General features: G+C 65.0%; 28 protein-coding genes. 9 read left to right on the top strand and 19 right to left on the bottom strand.

The window, feature by feature from the left end; genetic code table 11:
* Positions 1-7: 7 nt before the first annotated feature.
* From AC6H34_RS19905 to AC6H34_RS19990, 18 genes are all read right to left on the bottom strand, one after another.
* Positions 8-1,270 (bottom strand): site-specific integrase, encoded by a 1,263-nt coding sequence (locus AC6H34_RS19905; protein WP_497539951.1) that lies wholly within the window; start codon positions 1,268-1,270, stop codon positions 8-10.
* Between the two features lie 217 nt (positions 1,271-1,487).
* Positions 1,488-1,745 carry a hypothetical protein gene (locus AC6H34_RS19910; protein WP_497539952.1) on the bottom strand — a complete coding sequence of 86 codons (258 nt, stop codon included), beginning with the start codon at positions 1,743-1,745 and terminating at the stop codon, positions 1,488-1,490.
* Positions 1,742-1,951, bottom strand: coding sequence for a hypothetical protein (locus tag AC6H34_RS19915; protein ID WP_497539953.1), 210 nt, complete (start codon positions 1,949-1,951; stop codon positions 1,742-1,744). The genes AC6H34_RS19910 and AC6H34_RS19915 overlap by 4 nt, the downstream gene beginning before the upstream one ends.
* On the bottom strand, positions 1,948-2,742 hold the full coding sequence (locus tag AC6H34_RS19920) for a Lar family restriction alleviation protein (protein WP_497539954.1): 795 nt from the start codon (positions 2,740-2,742) through the stop codon (positions 1,948-1,950). The genes AC6H34_RS19915 and AC6H34_RS19920 overlap by 4 nt, the downstream gene beginning before the upstream one ends.
* A gap of 8 nt (positions 2,743-2,750) precedes the next feature.
* On the bottom strand, positions 2,751-3,215 hold the full coding sequence (gene ssb, locus AC6H34_RS19925) for a single-stranded DNA-binding protein (protein ID WP_497539955.1): 465 nt from the start codon (positions 3,213-3,215) through the stop codon (positions 2,751-2,753).
* Positions 3,212-3,445: a hypothetical protein gene (locus AC6H34_RS19930; RefSeq protein WP_497539956.1), complete on the bottom strand. Its 234-nt coding sequence runs from the start codon at positions 3,443-3,445 to the stop codon at positions 3,212-3,214. Before AC6H34_RS19930 ends, ssb begins: the two co-directional genes overlap by 4 nt.
* On the bottom strand, positions 3,442-3,837 hold the full coding sequence (locus tag AC6H34_RS19935) for a DUF4326 domain-containing protein (RefSeq protein WP_497539957.1): 396 nt from the start codon (positions 3,835-3,837) through the stop codon (positions 3,442-3,444). Before AC6H34_RS19935 ends, AC6H34_RS19930 begins: the two co-directional genes overlap by 4 nt.
* The gene (locus AC6H34_RS19940; RefSeq protein WP_497539958.1) at positions 3,834-4,751 is read right to left on the bottom strand and encodes a phage Gp37/Gp68 family protein; all 918 of its coding nucleotides are present in this window, start codon (positions 4,749-4,751) and stop codon (positions 3,834-3,836) included. Before AC6H34_RS19940 ends, AC6H34_RS19935 begins: the two co-directional genes overlap by 4 nt.
* Positions 4,744-5,187, bottom strand: a complete 444-nt coding sequence (locus AC6H34_RS19945) for a hypothetical protein (RefSeq protein WP_497539959.1) — start codon at positions 5,185-5,187, stop codon at positions 4,744-4,746. Before AC6H34_RS19945 ends, AC6H34_RS19940 begins: the two co-directional genes overlap by 8 nt.
* Positions 5,187-5,462 carry a hypothetical protein gene (locus tag AC6H34_RS19950; protein WP_497539960.1) on the bottom strand — a complete coding sequence of 92 codons (276 nt, stop codon included), beginning with the start codon at positions 5,460-5,462 and terminating at the stop codon, positions 5,187-5,189. Before AC6H34_RS19950 ends, AC6H34_RS19945 begins: the two co-directional genes overlap by 1 nt.
* Before the next feature lie 2 nt (positions 5,463-5,464).
* Positions 5,465-6,583: a DNA polymerase III subunit beta gene (gene dnaN, locus AC6H34_RS19955; RefSeq protein WP_497539961.1), complete on the bottom strand. Its 1,119-nt coding sequence runs from the start codon at positions 6,581-6,583 to the stop codon at positions 5,465-5,467.
* A 36-nt stretch (positions 6,584-6,619) separates the two neighbouring features.
* On the bottom strand, positions 6,620-7,003 hold the full coding sequence (locus AC6H34_RS19960; RefSeq protein ID WP_497539962.1) for a hypothetical protein: 384 nt from the start codon (positions 7,001-7,003) through the stop codon (positions 6,620-6,622).
* Positions 7,004-7,064: 61 nt separating this feature from the next.
* On the bottom strand, positions 7,065-8,015 hold the full coding sequence (locus AC6H34_RS19965; protein WP_497539963.1) for a DUF2303 family protein: 951 nt from the start codon (positions 8,013-8,015) through the stop codon (positions 7,065-7,067).
* Between the two features lie 36 nt (positions 8,016-8,051).
* Positions 8,052-8,399 (bottom strand): YfdP family phage-associated protein, encoded by a 348-nt coding sequence (locus tag AC6H34_RS19970; protein ID WP_497539964.1) that lies wholly within the window; start codon positions 8,397-8,399, stop codon positions 8,052-8,054.
* Positions 8,400-8,409: 10 nt separating this feature from the next.
* Positions 8,410-9,066, bottom strand: a complete 657-nt coding sequence (locus AC6H34_RS19975) for an HD domain-containing protein (protein ID WP_497539965.1) — start codon at positions 9,064-9,066, stop codon at positions 8,410-8,412.
* Between the two features lie 10 nt (positions 9,067-9,076).
* Positions 9,077-9,316: a hypothetical protein gene (locus AC6H34_RS19980; protein WP_497539966.1), complete on the bottom strand. Its 240-nt coding sequence runs from the start codon at positions 9,314-9,316 to the stop codon at positions 9,077-9,079.
* 11 nt (positions 9,317-9,327) lie between these two features.
* Positions 9,328-9,777, bottom strand: a complete 450-nt coding sequence (locus AC6H34_RS19985) for a hypothetical protein (protein ID WP_497539967.1) — start codon at positions 9,775-9,777, stop codon at positions 9,328-9,330.
* Between the two features lie 404 nt (positions 9,778-10,181).
* Positions 10,182-10,958 carry an XRE family transcriptional regulator gene (locus AC6H34_RS19990; RefSeq protein WP_497539968.1) on the bottom strand — a complete coding sequence of 259 codons (777 nt, stop codon included), beginning with the start codon at positions 10,956-10,958 and terminating at the stop codon, positions 10,182-10,184.
* Positions 10,959-11,350: 392 nt separating this feature from the next.
* On the opposite strand from AC6H34_RS19990, the gene AC6H34_RS19995 reads away from it, so the two are divergent.
* The gene (locus tag AC6H34_RS19995; RefSeq protein ID WP_497539969.1) at positions 11,351-11,632 is read left to right on the top strand and encodes a hypothetical protein; all 282 of its coding nucleotides are present in this window, start codon (positions 11,351-11,353) and stop codon (positions 11,630-11,632) included.
* 13 nt (positions 11,633-11,645) lie between these two features.
* Here AC6H34_RS19995 and AC6H34_RS20000 read toward each other — a convergent pair whose 3' ends face one another.
* Positions 11,646-11,990, bottom strand: coding sequence for a hypothetical protein (locus AC6H34_RS20000; protein WP_497539970.1), 345 nt, complete (start codon positions 11,988-11,990; stop codon positions 11,646-11,648).
* Positions 11,991-12,090: 100 nt separating this feature from the next.
* Between AC6H34_RS20000 and AC6H34_RS20005 the strand changes: the two genes are divergently transcribed.
* The 8 genes from AC6H34_RS20005 to AC6H34_RS20040 are packed head-to-tail and all read left to right on the top strand — an operon-like array spanning position 12,091 to position 17,357.
* Positions 12,091-12,582 carry a phage regulatory CII family protein gene (locus AC6H34_RS20005; RefSeq protein ID WP_497539971.1) on the top strand — a complete coding sequence of 164 codons (492 nt, stop codon included), beginning with the start codon at positions 12,091-12,093 and terminating at the stop codon, positions 12,580-12,582.
* Complete coding sequence (locus tag AC6H34_RS20010; protein WP_497539972.1) at positions 12,579-12,827, top strand: hypothetical protein; 249 nt, start codon at positions 12,579-12,581, stop codon at positions 12,825-12,827. Before AC6H34_RS20005 ends, AC6H34_RS20010 begins: the two co-directional genes overlap by 4 nt.
* Positions 12,817-13,089, top strand: coding sequence for a hypothetical protein (locus AC6H34_RS20015; RefSeq protein WP_497539973.1), 273 nt, complete (start codon positions 12,817-12,819; stop codon positions 13,087-13,089). The genes AC6H34_RS20010 and AC6H34_RS20015 overlap by 11 nt, the downstream gene beginning before the upstream one ends.
* Positions 13,089-13,928 carry a hypothetical protein gene (locus tag AC6H34_RS20020; protein ID WP_497539974.1) on the top strand — a complete coding sequence of 280 codons (840 nt, stop codon included), beginning with the start codon at positions 13,089-13,091 and terminating at the stop codon, positions 13,926-13,928. The genes AC6H34_RS20015 and AC6H34_RS20020 overlap by 1 nt, the downstream gene beginning before the upstream one ends.
* Positions 13,925-14,059, top strand: a complete 135-nt coding sequence (locus tag AC6H34_RS20025) for a hypothetical protein (protein WP_497539975.1) — start codon at positions 13,925-13,927, stop codon at positions 14,057-14,059. Before AC6H34_RS20020 ends, AC6H34_RS20025 begins: the two co-directional genes overlap by 4 nt.
* Positions 14,056-15,447 (top strand): DNA methyltransferase, encoded by a 1,392-nt coding sequence (locus AC6H34_RS20030; RefSeq protein WP_497539976.1) that lies wholly within the window; start codon positions 14,056-14,058, stop codon positions 15,445-15,447. Before AC6H34_RS20025 ends, AC6H34_RS20030 begins: the two co-directional genes overlap by 4 nt.
* On the top strand, positions 15,440-15,667 hold the full coding sequence (locus AC6H34_RS20035; protein ID WP_497539977.1) for a hypothetical protein: 228 nt from the start codon (positions 15,440-15,442) through the stop codon (positions 15,665-15,667). Before AC6H34_RS20030 ends, AC6H34_RS20035 begins: the two co-directional genes overlap by 8 nt.
* Positions 15,660-17,357 (top strand): DNA cytosine methyltransferase, encoded by a 1,698-nt coding sequence (locus AC6H34_RS20040; protein WP_497539978.1) that lies wholly within the window; start codon positions 15,660-15,662, stop codon positions 17,355-17,357. Before AC6H34_RS20035 ends, AC6H34_RS20040 begins: the two co-directional genes overlap by 8 nt.
* The last annotated feature ends 16 nt before the right edge of the window (positions 17,358-17,373 follow it).

Here is a 17,373-nt window from a genome sequence, read left to right on the forward strand (position 1 = left end):
AATTCAATTATTTGTGCGGGACCGCGTCGGTCTTTGCCTTGGTGTTCGTCTTTTGCGGCAATGATTGCGGCAATGATATGCGGCTTTTCGGCTTGCTCGTGAGACCGGCGACAGCCTCGCCTTGGAAGTCCGGGTGGTAGTGGCCATAGACCTCGATCAGCATCTTTTCGCTCATGCCGAGGTAGTTCGCGGCGAGCAGGGTAGGCACGCCGTTGAGCATCATCCAGGTCGCCGCGGTATGGCGCAGCGTGTGGGGCGTGACTCGCTTGTCGATGCTGGCAGCCCTCAGCGCGGCGGCGAGGCCGTATTTGATCGACCTGACCGGCTTACCGTTCCACTCGACGACATATTGCGCGAAGGCGCCCTTGTCCTTCCATCGGCTGAGATGGGCGACCAGGCGCGGGGGCAGCCTCACGGGCGGCTGGCGCTTGTTCGTCGTGCGCCGGCCTTCGGCGAGGCGAAAGAAGGTCTGGCTGTCGAGATCGATGAAGCTGCGATTCGATCCGGCGTAGGGCGATGCCGTGAAGATCGCGCCGGGCCGTGAGCCGGTATAGAGACCCATCAGCAGGAAGCGGGCGACATGGCGAAGGTCGTACCAGTCGCCCTCGACGATCTCACCCTTGCGGTCGCCGCGCATGGGCCTCTCGGCCCGCTTGTGGCGCCAGCAGGCCCAGAGCAACCGCGCGGCTTCCTCGCGTGAGAGCCAGTCCTGCCTCGCCTTGCCCTTGTCGGGGAGGGCGACCTTGACGCGGCCGACGTGCAATTGACGTTCGGCGTGGTGGTTGATCGCCGCCCGCAGATCCTCGAGGTCGCGCCGCGCGCCGCCGCCCGTGATGGCCTGCGGCTGCTTTCGCACGGCCTTCTGCTTTGCGGCGGCCGAAGCGATCTTCTTCCGGTGGGCGGTGTACTGCGCGCAGCTTGCCGGCGAGACGTCAGAGAGCATCTTTGCGCCCCACCATTCGTCCAGCCGCGCAATTCGGAGCATGATGCGCTCCTTGTCCGGGTTGGCCTCGACGATGTCGTCGACATAGACCGACAGAACGTCCGCTAGGGCGACTTCATGGGGATAACGGGGGCGCTGATCTTCCTGGGCGGCGGGGTTGTGCTTGGCGGCGATGTGCTCGACGAGCTTTTCTTCAGCTTCCTTATGCGCATCTGCAGTGCAGCCCGTGCTGAACTGACGTCCACGGTCGAGGATGATCCAGACGGGCTCCCGGTCCCCGGCTGCGGGCCGGAGCCAGAGGCGGGCAGGCTTGGCTTTACGTGGCATGCTTCCATCATCCGCTTGATCGAGCCGAGAGTCGTCATGTCCTTGTTGGCGATGCGGACGAGGGCGAGGCGCCCCCGGGCCGCCTCGCTGCGCAAGGATGACGCCCCAATCGAGCCGTCAGGAAACGCGATACGGGCCGCGACGTCCAGACGCAAGGGCACGTCATCCCCGATATCCGGCCCGAGCCGGGCGATGATCGTTGAAAGGTCACGCATGATTAGAAGCGCCTTGTGGCATGGTAAGTGCCGTTCGCACTGACTACGCGGATCGGCTGGACTTCGATCAGGATGTTGCAAGCCTCGCAGGCCGGCCACTCATCCTCGGCATGAAAAGAGCCCGCGTCGTCTTCGGCCGGCTCGAACTCGATAACGGCTTCACAGGTTGGGCAGCTGATGCCGAGCCGCGTTGGGAAAGGCAGCCTTGTCGGTGCAACGATGCGGGCTTCCATGTCTTCTGCGCTGGTTACGGCGGTCATGACCCCTCCGCCGCTCGATCTTCGGCCGCAATCTGCTCAAGCAGATCGACGACGCCTTCGGCCGTCAGGCCATCGGGGTTCGGGCAGGGCTGCCCGGTATCTGACTTCGAAAGGCCCGCCTGCCCGCAGATGACGCAGGTCCGGAAGATGGGCGCGCCGGGATCGGACGTGACCCGCAGGACGTGGGTGATGACTGTGCTGGTCATGTCGTGGCCTTTCCGGAGCGGGCGCGGATGGCAGCTTCGACGCTTTCAATCGCTACCGTTACCTCGGGGATCAGATCGATAGCCCGTGCCGCTCTGTTCAGAGCTTCCGTATTATCGAAGCCGGTTGCGAATGGCAGTGACATCGCCACTTGTGTTTTGAAATCGTCCGCCCATGCGCACAGGTTGTTCGCCGCCTTCTCGACCTCCCCCACGCTGGCGGCTGGCTGGGACAGGCTGTCCAGAAAACTCGCGAGGCCTTTAAGCCAACCCAACGAAACTTCCAGCGGTCCTTGCTGTGCGGCGTAGATCTTGGCGCTCACATTCCGCTTAGCCAGGTCCAATCGCCATGTCGGCGCAAGGCCGTTCTCGTCGCGATTATCTGTCTCCGGCGCGGCGGGCGTGGACCGCTCGGCCTTGGGGGATGGCGGTGAGGTGTCGATCACGCCAAGGGCTCGCAGTTCGATCACACAAGTTTCGTCAGACGATCCCGGGCACGCACTGTTGCGCCATTCTGACCAATTGCTTCCCGCTATGGTTGACTTAATGCGCCACTGCCACGCCACAGCATCGCCCTTGGGGGCGGTGGCGGAGGCTTCGAGGGTGGCGCGGCGGTTCCAGTTGGAGACGAAGTTCTCCTTGAAGCCGAACTCGACATTGCCCGAGGCGAGGCATTGCGTGCAGCTTATGCACGACCCGCCTGCATTCTCGCCCTCGTCGATGTCAATGCGCTCGGCAGCGCCGCCACAGAACGGGCAAGGCTTCAACTCGCGGGCGCGGAGGGGTGGGGTCATGGCTCACCTCAGAACGGGATGTCATCGTCCATGTCGGCGCTGGAATAGCCGCCGGTCTGGCTCGATGGGGATTGGCGGGTGGTGGTGGTGCCGTAATCGTCCGGGCTCGGGGCGGCGCGACCCTGGCTGTCGAGCAGGACGAGTTCGCCGCGATAGCGCTGGAGCACCACTTCGGTGGAGTACCGCTCGGCGCCGGTCGAGTCCGTGTATTTGCGGGTCTGCAACTGGCCTTCGAGATAGAGCTTGGAGCCCTTCTTCAGATATTGCTCGGCCACCTTGGCCAGGCCTTCGTTGAAGATGACGACGCGGTGCCACTCGGTGCGCTCCTTGCGCTCGCCGGTGGCCTTGTCGCGCCATGTCTCGCTGGTGGCGATGCTGAGATTGACCACGGCGCCGCCGTCCTGGGTACGCCGGATCTCGGGATCTCGGCCGAGATGGCCGATGAGAGTGACCTTGTTGACGCTGCCGCTCATGTATTGTCCCTTTGCCTCGGAAAAAGCCTGATGTCGGCGCGCATCATGCGGGCCTGGAGATTGCGGATACGCCCGATGTGCTTGGCCAGATCGGCGGTCGGCGCGCCCTGGATCTGGGCACCGTTGCGGCTGTCGCGGATGACGTCGCACCAGGTGAGGAGCGCACACTGAATTTCGCGCATTTCCTGCGCCGACAGGAGAACGGGCTGGCGTTGAGGTGCCTTGATCATGCGCCGGCCGCCTCACAGATGGGGCGATTGGCGATGGCGAGCAGCACGTCGGCATGGCAGCGCATGCCGGGCTTGCACCAGCAGGCGAGGTTCTTGCCGCGCAGCGCTTTGATGATGTCGGTGGGATGAGGGTAGGCGCCCCAGCGCGATGCGGCCGCGGTGTCGTTGACTTGCTTGCGGAAAAGCTCGACTGCGAGTTGTTGCGCGGCTTCCCGATCGTTGGATTCGACGTCGTAGTGGATGCCGCCGCGGCTTACGAGCCACTGGCCATCGACATCGCGCCAAACGATATTGGGGTTGCCCCAGCGGGTCGCACGATCGACCCTCACCGTGTTCGGTGGCATGCGCCAGCCCTTGCCGCGGGAAAGCTGGATGCGGGCGGGGGCGCTCATGCTGGCACCCCCGGAAAGGCGTTATGCTCGACACCGTCGAGCAGGCGGCCGGCGCGCTTCTTCCCCACACGCACGACGCCATCGCCAGTCAGGCCACGTGCGTCGAAGCTCTCAAGCTCTTCGGAGCTGATGCTCTCGGCGTCCGCCCATTCACCCCATTGCTTGAAGTAGAAGGGAACGCCGGCATCGGCGCACTGGTCGCGCAGGCTGCGCGCCCAATCCGGATGCATCGGCCTCGCGCCGGGGCCGCTCTCGCCGCCGGCGATGACCCAGTCGATTCGCATGGCCGGCGTTATGTCGAAGGCCATATCGATCTCGCCCACCAGAGGCTCGGCCGAGATGAAGCGCACGGCTGCCGGCGTGTCGTGCAGGTCGGCAATGCGCGCATTGAAGCGGATCTGATCTTCCGCCGATATGCCAAGCCAGACGTTGCGCAGGACAAGGGCCAGGACACCGCCAAGGCCCATTTCACGCGAGACCCTGTCCCAGCCCCACCGGTGGCTCACGCCATTGCCGAAGTATTCGCGCATGCGGTCAGGCCGCTTGGTGAGAACTTGGAATGTATGCCGAGGCGCGGCTGCCATGACGGCGAATACCCGCGCAATCCACTCGTCCGGTACGTGCTCGTGGAAGAGGTCGCCCATCGAATTGACAAAGATCCGGCGCGGCTTGCTCCAGCGTAGGGGCTGGGTGAGTATATGCTCGGGAGCGAGCGCCACCTTGCCGGTCCAGACGGCGTTGCCGTTCACGGTGCGGGTGGTGCCGGCATAGTGCGGCGCCTTCGGGTTTCCGTCGAGCAGGCGCGCCGCCTGCTTCATGGCATAGCAGTTGGTGCAGCCCGGCGAGACGATCGAGCATCCGACGATCGGATTCCACGTCGCGTCAGTCCATTCGATGCCGGTGTGGTCACCCATGGCCAAACCCCAATTCTGCGATGACTTCCTCAAGGGACACGCAGATTGTGGTGGCCATCAGGGCCATCAGCTCCGGCTCTTCGCCGTCCTGCGTGAGGATGATGCAACGCTTGCCCTGACCGCAGAACCAGCCAGCCTCGAGATGCGCCGACCTCCCGCAGGGGAGGACGAGGACGCAGGTGTCGGCCCACTGCATGGCGCGCATGTCGCGCATGAAGCCGCGCGCGGCCAGCGGGTGCGCCAGAAGCGTTTCCCTGTATGTCTGCGCCTTCCACGACTCCCATTTCGGGTCGACGTCGGACCAAGCGAAGCCCTTGACGCCATATTCGTCGGTGCCGCGGAAATCGTAGACCGCATGGCCATGGCGATGCAGGGCCTCGACCACCTCAGGCTGCTTGGCGTTGCGCCAGCTCGAAGCGACGTAGACGCGTGCCATTACCAGCCCTCCGCCGGCGAGGGCGTTGCCTTACGGTCGCAGGCCAACTCCGCCTCGAGCTGTTCGATCTCGGCGCGCAGCTGGTCGATGCGCCTGCGCCGGTGGTCGCAGAAGTGCTCGGCCGCCGCGATGGAGGAGGCGAGGCTGTCGCGCAGGACCCTCGCTTCGCCGAGCGGCATCGAGAAGCGATGCTCGACGACATGGTGGCCGTGCCCCGTGGTGACGATCAGCAGGACGCCGCCGTCGCAGCGGGCATGGGCTTGGTGCCTGGACATGGTCAGACCCTCATGGGCATGAGCACGACGAGCAGCTTGTCGTCGGCTTTGGATTGCAGGATGGCGGGGGAGATCCCGTCGGCGAGCTTGAGTTCGATGGTGTCCCCGCCGATGGCGCCGAGCGCATCGGTGAGGTACCTGGCGTTGAAGCCGATCTCGACGGGCGGGCCGTCATAGTCGGCCTCGACGTCCTGGCGGGCCTCGCCGGCATCCGGATTGGTGACGGTGAGGTGCAGGATGCCGGGCTCCAGGCCGAGCTTCACGGCACGGCCGCGCTCGGAGGAGATGGACGAGACGAGATCCACGGCGCGGGCGAACTCGGCCGCATCGAGCGCGGCCACCTTGTCGTTGCCCTGCGGGATGACGCGCTGATAGTCCGGAAACGTGCCGTCGATCAGCTTGGACAGGAGATGGGTGTCGCCTGCCGTGAGGAGGATCTTGGCCTTGGAGACCTCGAAGGCGAGGTCGGCCTCGACGTCCTTGGCGAGGCGGGCCAGTTCGCCCACCGTCTTGCGCGGCACGATGAGGCCGGGCATGCCCTGGCTGCCCTCCGGCGCCGGGATCTCGAAGCGCGCCAGGCGGTGCCCGTCGGTCGCGACAGCCCGCAGCCGGGGTGCGCCCTCGATCTCCAGGACATGGAGATAGATGCCGTTGAGGTAGTAGCGCGTCTCCTCGGTGGAGATGGCGAAGCGCGTGCGCTCGACCAGTTCGGCGAGGAGCTTGCCCGGCAGGGCGAAGCTGCGCTCCATGTCCGTCACGGGCATGTCGGGGAAGTCGGCAACGGGCAGCGTCTGCAGCATGAAGCGCGAGCGGCCGGAGCGCACGGCGATCTGGCCGTTGTTCGGCTGGGTGGTGAGCGTGACCTGTGCACCCTCCGGCAGCTTGCCGACGATGCCGGCGAGAAGGTTGGCGGGCACGGTGACGTCGCCGGGCAGACGCACCTCGGCCGGCGCGACGGTGGTGGCCTGGATGTCGAGATCCGTGCCGACCAGGCGCAGGCTGCCAGCGTCGGCATGAACGGCGACATTGCCGATGATCGGGATGGTGTTGCGCCGCTCGACGATCCTGTCGACCGTGGAAAGGGCCTTGGCGAGCGCGCCGCGTTCGATGGTGATGTCCATGGGGTGCCTGCGGAGTTCGGGGAGACGGGGCGCCGGTTACTTGACCGGCGGCGGATTGGCCTTGTCCCAGGCGGCGCCGGCGCGCTTCCACTCCTTGACGGTCTGCACCGTCGCGAACACGCTCTGGCCAGTGCTGTTGCGGTATTTGGGATGGGGACCGATTGCGGCGATACGCGCATGGTTGCGGAGCGTGGCCTCACGGGCCCTGCGTTTTGCCTTCGACCGCTTGGATTGCTCGGGGAGGCAATCTTTCTTCTCAATCCAGCCGGCCTTTATCGAGGCCTTCTGGACCATGGAAAGCGAGCCCGGCTTGCGGCCCGGCTGACGAAAGCCCTGCGGGTTGAGGTTGGTCATGGCCTGCACGAAGTGGGCGCGATCGTCGTCGTTGTCATGTCGCTGGCCGAGAAGGAGGCGATACATCGGGAATGCCTTGGTGTTCGGGCTGAAGGCCCGGCGGCCGGAGCCGCCGGGTGTGGCGGCGTCAGGCCTCGGGGGAGCCTTCGAAGCAGGGCAGTCCCGTCTGGGCGGCGACGGTGGCGAGGTCATCGCGCACACGCTCGGTGACGAACTGGTCCGGGCGGTAGATCTGATAGAACCAGATCAGCTTTTCGCCGCTCGGCCGGTAGCGCAGGCGCACCGGAATGCGGATCTTCTCGCCCATGAAGAACGGGGCGACCGAGAGGATGAAGAGGCCCTGCACCTTGATCGGGGCGCCGTTGGCGTCCTTGTGCTGCTCCTCGAAGGCCACCTCGGCCTCGCCCGTCTGCAGGTTCACGGTGCGCTTGACGCGGGATTCGACGTTGACCTGCAGGCCGCGAGAGAGGCGGATGAGATCGCTCGGCGTCGCCACCGTCGTGCCGAAGTCGCGCTCGAGCGTGGTGACTTCCGCCGTGGTCGGGCTGGAGAGATCGGCGATGCGATCTTCGATGAAGGCCGCGAAGTCGCCCTGCGTCATCGTCTTGCCGTTGAGCGCCGTCCAGGCCTGCCACTCTTCCGAGAGCGGGAAGCTGTAGGCGATACGGTGGCGCAGATTGTCGGCAGCGCCGCGCGACGCGTTCTGATGATAGTCGATCACGGCCGTGAAGCCGGGCTTGGTCCAGGTGGTGTCGGCGAAGACGGCGCTGTCTTCCGTCTTGTGGCGCACCGCGAGGGCGATGAAGCTGTCGAGCGTGAGCGCCTTCGCCGTGCCGCGCTTGGCCTCCGGCCTGGTGCGGAACTGCTCGATAAGGCTGCTGACGCCTTCCAGAATGGGGCGATCGCCATGCACGACGGCGGCCGGAATGGCGGAGGGAACGCCGACCATGCTCGACGGAGGCATGATGGTGACGATCTCGACGCCGCTGGCCTTGCGGCCGAGTTCAGCGATATCCCGAATGGACTGGTCAGAGGGCACGGCGACGGCCGGGCCGGCGTTCGAAGGCGAGGGAGCCATGGGCTTGTTTCCTTGCTGGGGGAGGGGTGCCGGCTATCAGCCGGCGGCTTCGGTACGGTCGATCGAGCGTGGCCCGTCGAACATCGATGTCTGCTGCGGGTGCTCGGTGGAGAGCGAGCCGTCGTCGAGAACCCAATAGAAGGAGGCGCCGCGCACCGGCTTGGGGCGCTTGGACTGGATATCGGCTGTGATCTCGGCCGAGGAGCCCTCCACCTCGATATCGAGGGTGAGGATGACCTTGCCCTTGATCTTGTTCTTGGGCCGTCCGCCGCTGAGATCCTTGAGCGCGGCGAGCGTCTCGGTGATCTCCTTGCCGAGGGCGGCAGCGGCCTCGCCGCCTTCCAGGGCGCCGATAATGGTTTGCGCATCGCGGATGCGTTTCATGGAAGTCTCCTCAGAAACCGTTGGCGTGGGGGCAGTACTGGCGAAGGCGCTTCAGCCACTCGTCGGCGGCTTTGTCCCAGGGCCAGAGCTTGATCTTGCCGCGCAGGGGCACGGGCCGGGCGCCCTCGATCGAGGGATGCCAGGGGCGGGGCGGCGCGGCGCAGAGATGGTCGCGCTCGGCCTTGAGCATGCGCAGGTCCATGGCATGCACGACCTTGGCGATTTCCGGCGTGGGCAGCTCTTCGCCGGCGGCGGCGAAGATGGCCTTGTCGACATTGCCTTTGAGTTGGCCGAGCGCGCGGCGGAACAGGCTCTTGCCGAGGGCCTTGCGGTCCCTGTCCTTCTCGCCGGTGAGTGTGCGCAGGCCGATCGACACCAGCTCGTCGAGCGCCTCGGCCGTCGGCGAGGTGATGTCGCCGATGATGAACTCATGCGCGTCGTGCAGCAGGAAGGCGGCGGCCATGTCGGACCGGCCGGTCTCCTGCATGACGGCGTCGCAGCCGAGCGCGCAGTGCTGGGCGATGGAGAGATGGCCGGTCGGCACGTTGCCGGCATAGCGCCCGTTGCGGGCGAGCGCCGGCGCCACGTCGTTGATGAAGTCGACGTCCTCGGCCCGGGGGTTGAGGAGGTCGAAGGCGACGCCCGAGGAGGTTTGCGACCAGATCAATGGCGCGGCCTCAGGCGAAGGCGTGACGGAGATCGATCGAGGCGCGGCGCTTGGCGCGGACCACCTCCATGCGCTCGCGGGCGTTGCCGCCATGCTGGCGGATCTGCGCCTCGGTCCAGCCGCGCCGGCGCAGGTCGGCCTCGGTGATGCCGGCGTCCATGCCGCGATCGACGAGGATCTCGATCATGTCCTTGGCCATCAACGTGCGCAGGGCCGGGACGTCGGTGATCTGGTTGCGATAGATCTGCATGGCTCGTCCTTTCAGGAGCGGAGGGCGGTGACGTTGGAAGGGTTGGCGGCCTCGTCGGCCGGCTGGCTGCGCAGCTCGAGCGCACCGTCGCGGATCGACCATTCGAGCGTGACGGGCAGGGGCAGGCGGTCGAGGAACTCGGCCGGGCGAATGCCGTGGATCTCCGGCGGCAGGGTGATGTGCAGCCGGAAGCCATGGGCTCGCGAATTGGGAATGAGCTTGCTGCCCGCCTTCGCCTTGTCGACGCGGGCGAACTGGAAGGCGCCGAGGTCCTCGCCGGTGCCGATGGAAACGACGATACGCTCGCCGCCCTGCCATCCCAGCTTCTCGACCAGCTGCCGGGTGAGCACGAAGGTCAGCCGCCGGCGATCATCCCTGGTGCCGACGCGGCTGACATGCAGCCGGCAACGTGGGGAATTATCGACATAGCGATAATGGGACAAAGCAGGAAGGAATGGCATCGGCGCCTCCATAAGTGGATAGCGGCGATAATGAGCGATATTTTTAGCGTGTCAAGCGCAAGCGTGAAATTTATCGCTATAAGATTTTGCTAACGCTTCTTGACTCTCTTGTTACGTTGGTTCTTCTTTTGTTCTGGGCCGGGGAGAGTGGGTATGTCGAGGTTCACATATTACGTCGTGCAGCCATATGTTGTGGGAGTCCGGGGAAAGCTAGTACCGTGCGACCCCATTCCGGCCGAGCACGCGGAAGCGGCTCGTCTGCTTTGCGAACTGCACGGGAAACGCGGCGGAGCGCTCGCCTTCTACCGATCAGGTGATCCTGATACTGGCGACTTCGACGATGCGGTCGTCGTTTATTGCCATGGAAAGGTGCCAGAGCAATTCGCTCGCGAGGTGGCCTGACATCATCGACGCCCCACGATGACATGCACTGACTTCACTAACGGCCGCTCGATGATCATTTCTTGCGCGGGGTTATATTGCCAGAGCACTAGTGTCTTCGGCGTCCAGGCACGGAACTCCTTCACGTACCCTTCGGGCGGCTCGCCTTCTTCGTCAGGGAAGAGTTGCACGAGCACGTCATCCTCGCGTCTCGGCGTTTTGTTTGGATTGACCCATACCATTTCGCCAGGTTTATAGCGCGGAAACATACTGTCTCCGTCGATATAGGCGCCATAAGCGCCTACCACCCCTTTCAAGAACTCGGGGCGCTCAACGTATTCCACGACTTCACCATTGAATTTGAAGCGACCGTCGGCCCCGCCGACGGCGAGGCCAAGCACCGGCATGCGTTCGTTCAACATGCTTGGGGCGGGGACAAAGCCGGCAATATTCGGTGGAGAGAGTTTTTGACGCGGTGGCAATGCAGGAGGGGCGGGTTGCTTCAAAATGGGCTGCCTAGTTGCGTCCTGCTCTAGTGCTCGCTTCTCCATGACCTTGAGCCCTTTCGAAAGGGCGGCATCGAATGAGGTCTTGGGACCGCGTTCTTCGTCAAGCCACTCTGGCGTTGTTTCTAGAACGCTTGCCAATCGCTTTAGCGTATCCGCTCGTGGCGAGGCCGATTTGCCTTCGAGAATGTTCCTGATGGCACTCGGCGACAGACCCGCCGCTCTCGAAGTCGGCGTCGGCTGTAGCCCGAGATCATCCAGGCGCTCTTGAATTCTATCCGCGATCGTTCTCATTGCGATATTATTATCCTATCACCATCGTCATCGCATGCGATAAAAATAGCCTTGACATGGCGCTATCTTTATCGCTGTATCGTTGTATGAACTCGATCAACCACATCTTCGCGCTCACAAATGCCTATGCCGCTTTCCGGCATTTGTCAGAGTCTAGGGTCTCCACCCTCGTCTTCGGCGATGGCACACGCCTCAAGCACCTTCGTCAGGGCGGCGATATGGGCGTCCGCCGTGTGGAGCGCGGTGTGTCTTGGTTTTCGGCCCATTGGCCCGAGGGTCTGCCCTGGCCTTCCGACGTTCCCCGTCCTTCCCTGCCTGTCGTTGACACCCAGGCGGGCGCCGCCGCTTGCCCCTGCGCGGCGGCGCCTGTTCGTGTTTCCGAGGAGGCCTGAATGAGCCCGCATCCCTATCCGCTGGCGGTCGTTCGCAGTGTCTCGGGCTGCCCCAAGACTTATGACGTCACGATCAGTCTCAATTTGCCTGATGGCAGCACCAGGCGCTTCCGCCTCGGTGATGAGAGCGTCGCGGCCCTCATCGGCGGCTTGCCCTATTGGCGCGCCCGCCTCGCCCGCTGCTTCGATTCCGATACCGATCCGCTTGGTCCTGCTTTCGATGGCCTGGTGGCCGTCGAGGTCGATGAGGATTATCTGAATAACTGGTATAGGGGCGCGTGACATGATGCCGGTGTCACTTGCCGCGCGGCCTTCGTGGGGCCCCAATCTCGGAAGGCCCCAATCTATCGAGCGCGCCACCCTGGATGGCGCGATGTCGCTCGCCGGGATCTGTGGCCGCCTTCCTGAAGGCGCTTTGCCTGAGATCGTCGAAAATGCTCCGCATGTGATCCGCGGCCGGCGCGCCCAGATTGTCCTTTTGCAGGGCGGACTCGGCACTGTCCACGACATCGCGCACAACTTCGGCAAAGGCAGGATTTCCTTTGACGATGCCGCCAATCAATCCTCTTGCGAGGGTAATTGTCGCGCGCAGGGCGTCCTTTGCTTCCTTTTCCCTGAATCTGTCGATGGCATCCGCCATGTCTGCTCTCCGGTGGTTGGTGCCGATACGTCCTGACCCGATGGCCTGACATCGCACGCAAAACCCTGTTTCGGAACGAAAAAACACGAAGGCGATTTTCGTGGACAATCTCGCTTTGCCCGATGGGCTCATCACGCTGATCAAGAGTTCCAGCCGCGCCCAGGTCGCGGCCTGCGTTGCGCCGGGCTCAACAGGACCGCAGAGGGTCGAGCAGCTCACCGGGTTTTCCCAGGGTTCGATCAGCCGGTGGCAGTCAGACGCCCACAAGGACCTGTCGCCGCTCGAAGTGATCTTCCTGCTCGAATTCGTTACGCAGAAGCCGGTATTCGCCCGCGCCCTTGCGGCGCTGACCGGGCATCGCCTGGTGCCGATGGCCGATGATGAGCCCGCCGGAAACCTTGTCGGTGACCTGATCAAGGCGACAGGCAGCGGTGCGCGGGTTTCCGCCGAATTGAGCGCCGCCCTAGCTGACGGCGTGGTGACGCCTCGCGAAGCCAAGGATGTGCTCAAGGTTCTCGGTGAACATCAGGACATCCTCACGGACGTGGCCCGCAAGCTCGCCAATGTGGCGGCGGCCGCCGCTGCCCGATGACCATCCTCATCGTCGGCCGCCGCCACCTGGGCAAGCCGCCGCTGCGCATCGCCGTGGTGAAGCGCGCCCGCCGGGTGGAACGGATGGCGCGACGCATGGCGGCGGCGGGCTTCCTCGCCTTCCAGATCCGCCAGGCCTGCCGGCTGAAGCCCGAAAGGCTCGCGGCAATCCTGGCCGACACCTCGAACGGGCTGTGGAGCCCGTCGGACCTCAAGCTCATCAGGGAGATTGCCAATGCTGTTTGACATGCTCGCGCATTTGCGCCGGCTCGAGAGCCCGGCGGCACGTTGCGGCTTCCTCGGCAAGGTGGCGCCGATCATCGCACGGAACCGGTCACGGCCGGCGCAGGCCTGCCTTGCCCATCTCGCCGATCTCGCCCGCGAACACCAGCCATACGACGAGGTCGCGGAAAACGACAGCTTCGGCCGTCTCCACCTGCCGCCGGCCGTTCCGCTTAGCCATGCAGGCTCGCCCGCGCTGATGGCCGCTGAAGCGGGAGGCATATGATGAGCGCAACCCGAAAAATCGAAGCGCTGGCGCTCGGCGCCATCGTGCCCAATGCCATCGTCGGTGACGAGCCCTGGTTCGAATGGGTGCAGCCCTCCGCCCTGTTGGTCGAGGAGAGCTACCAGCGCGATCTCGGCCCGAAGTCCGAGGCCCTGATACGCCGCATCGTGGCCGAGTGGGATTGGAAGGCGATGAAGCCTCCGATCTGCGCCAAAGGCAAGGATGGCGCGCTTGTGGTGATCGACGGCCAGCATACCGCGATTGCCGCGGCGACCCATCCAGGCATCGCCATGATCCCGGTGATGATCGTCGATGCCTCGGCGGTGGCGGACAGGGCCTCGGCCTTCGTGCGGCACAACCGCGATCGCATCGCCATGACGCCGGCGCAGATGTTCCATGCCGCACTGGCTTCCGGTGAGGAAGTTGCCGTGGCCATGCGGGAAGCCTGCGACCTCGCCGGTGTCCGTATCCTGCGCAACCCGCTCGGTGCCGACGACTGCAAGGTTGGCGACACCATGGCGGTATCCATGATCCGCACGATCGTGGAGACACGCGGCGTGCGTTTCTCGGCCCGGATGCTGAAAATCCTCGTCGAAGCGGAGCGCGCGCCAATCCCGGCCGTCGAGATCGCGGCGGTGACGCAGCTGCTCACCGAGGCGGAATGGAAGGGCAGTTTCGAGCCCGACGCCCTGGCCGATCTCATCCGTTCCAGGATGCCGAAAGAGTGGCTCGCCCACGCCGAATCCAATGTCCGCAAGGGGCAGAAAATGCCGACTGCGCGGGCGCTAGCGATCGACTGGTTCAAGCTCGTCTCCAAGCGCCGGAGGGCGGTGGCATGAGCGCGCACAACCTAATCCTCGCCGGGCTGCTGATCTGGGCTTCGCCCATCGTCTGGCTCGTCGCCGATTACGGCATGTGGCAGCTGGAGCGCCGGGCGTTCTCCCGCCAGCGCGAGCGGAGGCGGGCATGAGCGAGCCCGTTTCCTTTCTCGGTGGCCGGGTGGTGCTGCGCGCGGGCGATTGCCGCGAGGCCATCAAGGCGACCGGAGACAACTCGATCGACGCCGTGGTGACAGACCCGCCCTATGCGCTGGTGTCGATCGGCAAGCGCTTCGGCAAGCCGGGCAGCGCGCCAGCCGTGCATGGGCGTGACGGGCTCTATGCCCGCGCCTCGGCCGGCTTCATGGGCAAGGCCTGGGATACCGGGGAGGTGGCGTTCGATCCCGCCTTCTGGGCCGAGGTGCTGCGCGTGCTCAAGCCGGGCGGCCACATCGTCGCCTTCGGCGGCACGCGCGCCTATCACCGGCTCGCCTGCGCGATCGAGGATGCCGGCTTCGAGATCCGTGACCAGCTCGCCTGGGCCTATGGCAGCGGCTTCCCGAAGAGCCATGACGTCAGCAAGGGAATCGACAAGCGGCGAGACTGGAGCGCGCTGCCGAAGATACAGGGTGCGATCAAGGCAGCCCGCAAGGCGATCGGGATTTCGCAGAGCGAAGCGGCGCGGCGAATGGGGCTCATCGCCCAAGGCGAGCAACTAGGCGGCGGCGGCTTCATGTGGTTCGAAACCGGCTATCGCCTCCCGACACGGGAGCAGTGGCCGGATCTCAAGGCCGCCCTTTCCCTGGGCAATGAATTCGATCAGTGTTTCGAGGAGGCCGAGCGCGAGATCACGGGCACGGTCGACGAATGGACCGATCGCACCAACTATGCCCTTACGTCCAAGGATGGCTTTCGGCGCGACAAGCCTGCGACCCCGGAGGCCGAGGCTTGGGAGGGCTGGGAGACGGCGCTCAAGCCGGCCTGGGAGCCGATCGTGCTTGCTCGAAAGCCGATCGAGCAGACGGTTGCGGCCAACGTGCTCATGTACGGCACCGGCGCCATCCATGTTGGCGCTTGCCTGATCGATAATCTCTTCGACGACGAGGAGCGCTGGCCGGCGAACCTCTTGCACGACGGCAGTGCGGAAGTGGAGGCCTTCTTCGGACTCTATTCGAAGCAAGCCGCCCGTTTCTTTTATTCCGCCAAGGCCGATGCTTGGGACCGCATCGGCTCGAAGCATCCCACGGTCAAGCCCGTCGACCTGATGCAATGGCTTTGCCGGCTCATCACGCCGCCGGGCGGCGTGGTGCTCGATCCCTTCGCCGGCACGGGCACCACGGGCGAGGCTGCCTTCCGCGAAGGCTTCTCGGCCGTGCTGATCGAGCGCGAGGAAGACTATCGCGCCGACATTGCCCGCCGCATGGCCCTGGCCGAGGCCGGCCCCGCAACCCGCAAGGCAGAGAGTGCCAAGGCACGCTTCGGCACCCTCGACGCCGGGCCGCTGTTCGGAGCGCTCGAGGAGGCCAGATCCGATGCATGAGCAGAAACTCTCCCTGGCCATGCGCGAGGCGCTGAAGTGGTTCCAGGACCATGGCGGCGACGGCTGCTTTCCCGAGGTCAACCGGCAGGTGCTTCTCGCCCAGGGCGAGCGCGCGCCCGTCACCAAAAGCACCTGGCACAAGCTCGCGGCCGCCGGCCGGGTCGAGTTCTACGGCCATCATCGCATTCGGATTATCGGGGAATCTCTGGGCCATGCGTGATCTTGATTACTTCCCGGGCTTTGGCCCGGCTGCCCCGATGGTGTTCGACCAGGACGAGTTGATTGTCGACCTGTTTGCCGGCGGCGGCGGCGCTTCGCTCGGCATCGAGATGGCGCTCGGCCGATCGCCCGACATCGCGGTGAATCACGACGCCGATGCCATCCGCATGCATGCGGTGAACCATCCCGCAACCCTGCACCTGCAGCGCAATGTCTGGCACGTAAACCCGCTCGACCACGTCGGACATCGCCGTGTCGGCCTCCTCTGGGCTTCGCCGGACTGCAAACATCACTCCAAGGCCAAGGGCGGCAAACCGTTGAAGCGGAATATCCGCGACCTTGCCTGGGTCGTGGTTCTTTGGGCCAAGCGCGCACGGCCTCGCGTGATCATGCTGGAGAATGTCGAGGAGTTTCGCGATTGGGGGCCGCTGACGCCTGAAGGCCGGCCGTGCCCGGATCGCAAGGGCCAGACTTTCGGGCAATGGACGGAGGAACTGCGCCGGCTCGGATACAAGGTCGAGCATCGCGAGCTGCGGGCCTGTGACTACGGTGCGCCGACAATCCGCAAGCGGCTGTTCCTGATCGCCAGGCGCGACGGCGGCAAGATCGTCTGGCCGGCGGCGTCTCATGCGGCCCCCAACAGCGATGCGGTTCTGAATGGCAAAAGCCTGCCCTGGCGGACGGCCGCCGACTGCATCGACTGGTGGCGGGCGTGCCCATCCATCTTCCTCACTCGCGAGGAAGGGCGGGCGATCGGCTGCAACCGACCGCTTGCCGAAAACACGATGGCACGCATCGCCAAAGGCGTGCAGCGCTATGTGATCGATGCGGCCAAGCCCTTCATCGTGCCCATAACTCATACGGGCGATTCAAGGGTTCACGCCATCGACGAACCCTTGCGCACGATCACTTGTGCACCCAGGGGGGAGCATGCCCTGGTGGCGGCGCATCTCACCAAGTTCTCGGAGAACTCGGTGGGTGCGCAACCGGGTGAACCCTTGCACACCGTGATGGCTGGGGCGCCTCGGCATGGCGTCGTGACGGCTCATCTCTCGGCCTACTATGGTGCGGGCTCCGGCTCTCCTGACCGATCGGCGAGTGCGGAGGAACCCGTCCGCACGGTCGTGACCGAAAATCGCCACGCAGTCGTTGCCGCATTCCTCAACCAACATAACACCGGCATGGTCGGGCACGGTGCGGACGAGCCGGTCTCGACCATCGTCGGCAAAGGCTGCACGCAGGCGGTCACGGCTGCGCATCTGGTTTCGATGCACGGCGGCGATCGGCGCGACCAGAGCATCGAAAAGCCGGCGCCGACGATCTGCGCCGGCGGCGGCCATCTCGCTGAAGTGCGGGCATTTTTGACGAAGTACTACCGCACGGCGATCGGCCAAGCGCTCGGTGACCCCATGCATACCGTCACCGCCGAGGATCGCCTTGGGCTGGTCATGGTGAATGGTGAACCGCATCACATCGTCGATATCGGCATGCGCATGCTGACGCCGCGCGAACTCTTCCGCGCTCAAGGGTTCCCGGATTCCTACGAGATCGAGCGCGACGCAGACGGCCGGCCCTTCACCTCGACCGTGGCGGTGAAGTGCTGCGGAAACTCGGTCTCGCCGGTTCTGGCGAAGGCATTGGTTCGGGCGAACTGCCCAGATCTCGCGCGGGTAGCGGAGGCCGCAGAATGACCGCGACCTCCGGGCT

The organism is Labrys sp. ALF-8, from assembly GCF_059699065.1.

Excerpts from the sequence above, each read along its gene's own strand:
- AC6H34_RS19905 (WP_497539951.1), bottom strand. The coding sequence starts at position 1,270 with ATGCCACGTAAAGCCAAGCCTGCCCGCCTCTGGCTCCGGCCCGCAGCC.
- AC6H34_RS19910 (WP_497539952.1), bottom strand. The coding sequence starts at position 1,745 with ATGACCGCCGTAACCAGCGCAGAAGACATGGAAGCCCGCATCGTTGCA.
- AC6H34_RS19915 (WP_497539953.1), bottom strand. The coding sequence starts at position 1,951 with ATGACCAGCACAGTCATCACCCACGTCCTGCGGGTCACGTCCGATCCC.
- AC6H34_RS19920 (WP_497539954.1), bottom strand. The coding sequence starts at position 2,742 with ATGACCCCACCCCTCCGCGCCCGCGAGTTGAAGCCTTGCCCGTTCTGT.
- ssb (WP_497539955.1), bottom strand. The coding sequence starts at position 3,215 with ATGAGCGGCAGCGTCAACAAGGTCACTCTCATCGGCCATCTCGGCCGA.
- AC6H34_RS19930 (WP_497539956.1), bottom strand. The coding sequence starts at position 3,445 with ATGATCAAGGCACCTCAACGCCAGCCCGTTCTCCTGTCGGCGCAGGAA.
- AC6H34_RS19935 (WP_497539957.1), bottom strand. The coding sequence starts at position 3,837 with ATGAGCGCCCCCGCCCGCATCCAGCTTTCCCGCGGCAAGGGCTGGCGC.
- AC6H34_RS19940 (WP_497539958.1), bottom strand. The coding sequence starts at position 4,751 with ATGGGTGACCACACCGGCATCGAATGGACTGACGCGACGTGGAATCCG.
- AC6H34_RS19945 (WP_497539959.1), bottom strand. The coding sequence starts at position 5,187 with ATGGCACGCGTCTACGTCGCTTCGAGCTGGCGCAACGCCAAGCAGCCT.
- AC6H34_RS19950 (WP_497539960.1), bottom strand. The coding sequence starts at position 5,462 with ATGTCCAGGCACCAAGCCCATGCCCGCTGCGACGGCGGCGTCCTGCTG.
- dnaN (WP_497539961.1), bottom strand. The coding sequence starts at position 6,583 with ATGGACATCACCATCGAACGCGGCGCGCTCGCCAAGGCCCTTTCCACG.
- AC6H34_RS19960 (WP_497539962.1), bottom strand. The coding sequence starts at position 7,003 with ATGTATCGCCTCCTTCTCGGCCAGCGACATGACAACGACGACGATCGC.
- AC6H34_RS19965 (WP_497539963.1), bottom strand. The coding sequence starts at position 8,015 with ATGGCTCCCTCGCCTTCGAACGCCGGCCCGGCCGTCGCCGTGCCCTCT.
- AC6H34_RS19970 (WP_497539964.1), bottom strand. The coding sequence starts at position 8,399 with ATGAAACGCATCCGCGATGCGCAAACCATTATCGGCGCCCTGGAAGGC.
- AC6H34_RS19980 (WP_497539966.1), bottom strand. The coding sequence starts at position 9,316 with ATGCAGATCTATCGCAACCAGATCACCGACGTCCCGGCCCTGCGCACG.
- AC6H34_RS19985 (WP_497539967.1), bottom strand. The coding sequence starts at position 9,777 with ATGCCATTCCTTCCTGCTTTGTCCCATTATCGCTATGTCGATAATTCC.
- AC6H34_RS19990 (WP_497539968.1), bottom strand. The coding sequence starts at position 10,958 with ATGAGAACGATCGCGGATAGAATTCAAGAGCGCCTGGATGATCTCGGG.
- AC6H34_RS19995 (WP_497539969.1), top strand. The coding sequence starts at position 11,351 with ATGAGCCCGCATCCCTATCCGCTGGCGGTCGTTCGCAGTGTCTCGGGC.
- AC6H34_RS20000 (WP_497539970.1), bottom strand. The coding sequence starts at position 11,990 with ATGGCGGATGCCATCGACAGATTCAGGGAAAAGGAAGCAAAGGACGCC.
- AC6H34_RS20010 (WP_497539972.1), top strand. The coding sequence starts at position 12,579 with ATGACCATCCTCATCGTCGGCCGCCGCCACCTGGGCAAGCCGCCGCTG.
- AC6H34_RS20015 (WP_497539973.1), top strand. The coding sequence starts at position 12,817 with ATGCTGTTTGACATGCTCGCGCATTTGCGCCGGCTCGAGAGCCCGGCG.
- AC6H34_RS20020 (WP_497539974.1), top strand. The coding sequence starts at position 13,089 with ATGAGCGCAACCCGAAAAATCGAAGCGCTGGCGCTCGGCGCCATCGTG.
- AC6H34_RS20025 (WP_497539975.1), top strand. The coding sequence starts at position 13,925 with ATGAGCGCGCACAACCTAATCCTCGCCGGGCTGCTGATCTGGGCTTCG.
- AC6H34_RS20030 (WP_497539976.1), top strand. The coding sequence starts at position 14,056 with ATGAGCGAGCCCGTTTCCTTTCTCGGTGGCCGGGTGGTGCTGCGCGCG.
- AC6H34_RS20035 (WP_497539977.1), top strand. The coding sequence starts at position 15,440 with ATGCATGAGCAGAAACTCTCCCTGGCCATGCGCGAGGCGCTGAAGTGG.
- AC6H34_RS20040 (WP_497539978.1), top strand. The coding sequence starts at position 15,660 with ATGCGTGATCTTGATTACTTCCCGGGCTTTGGCCCGGCTGCCCCGATG.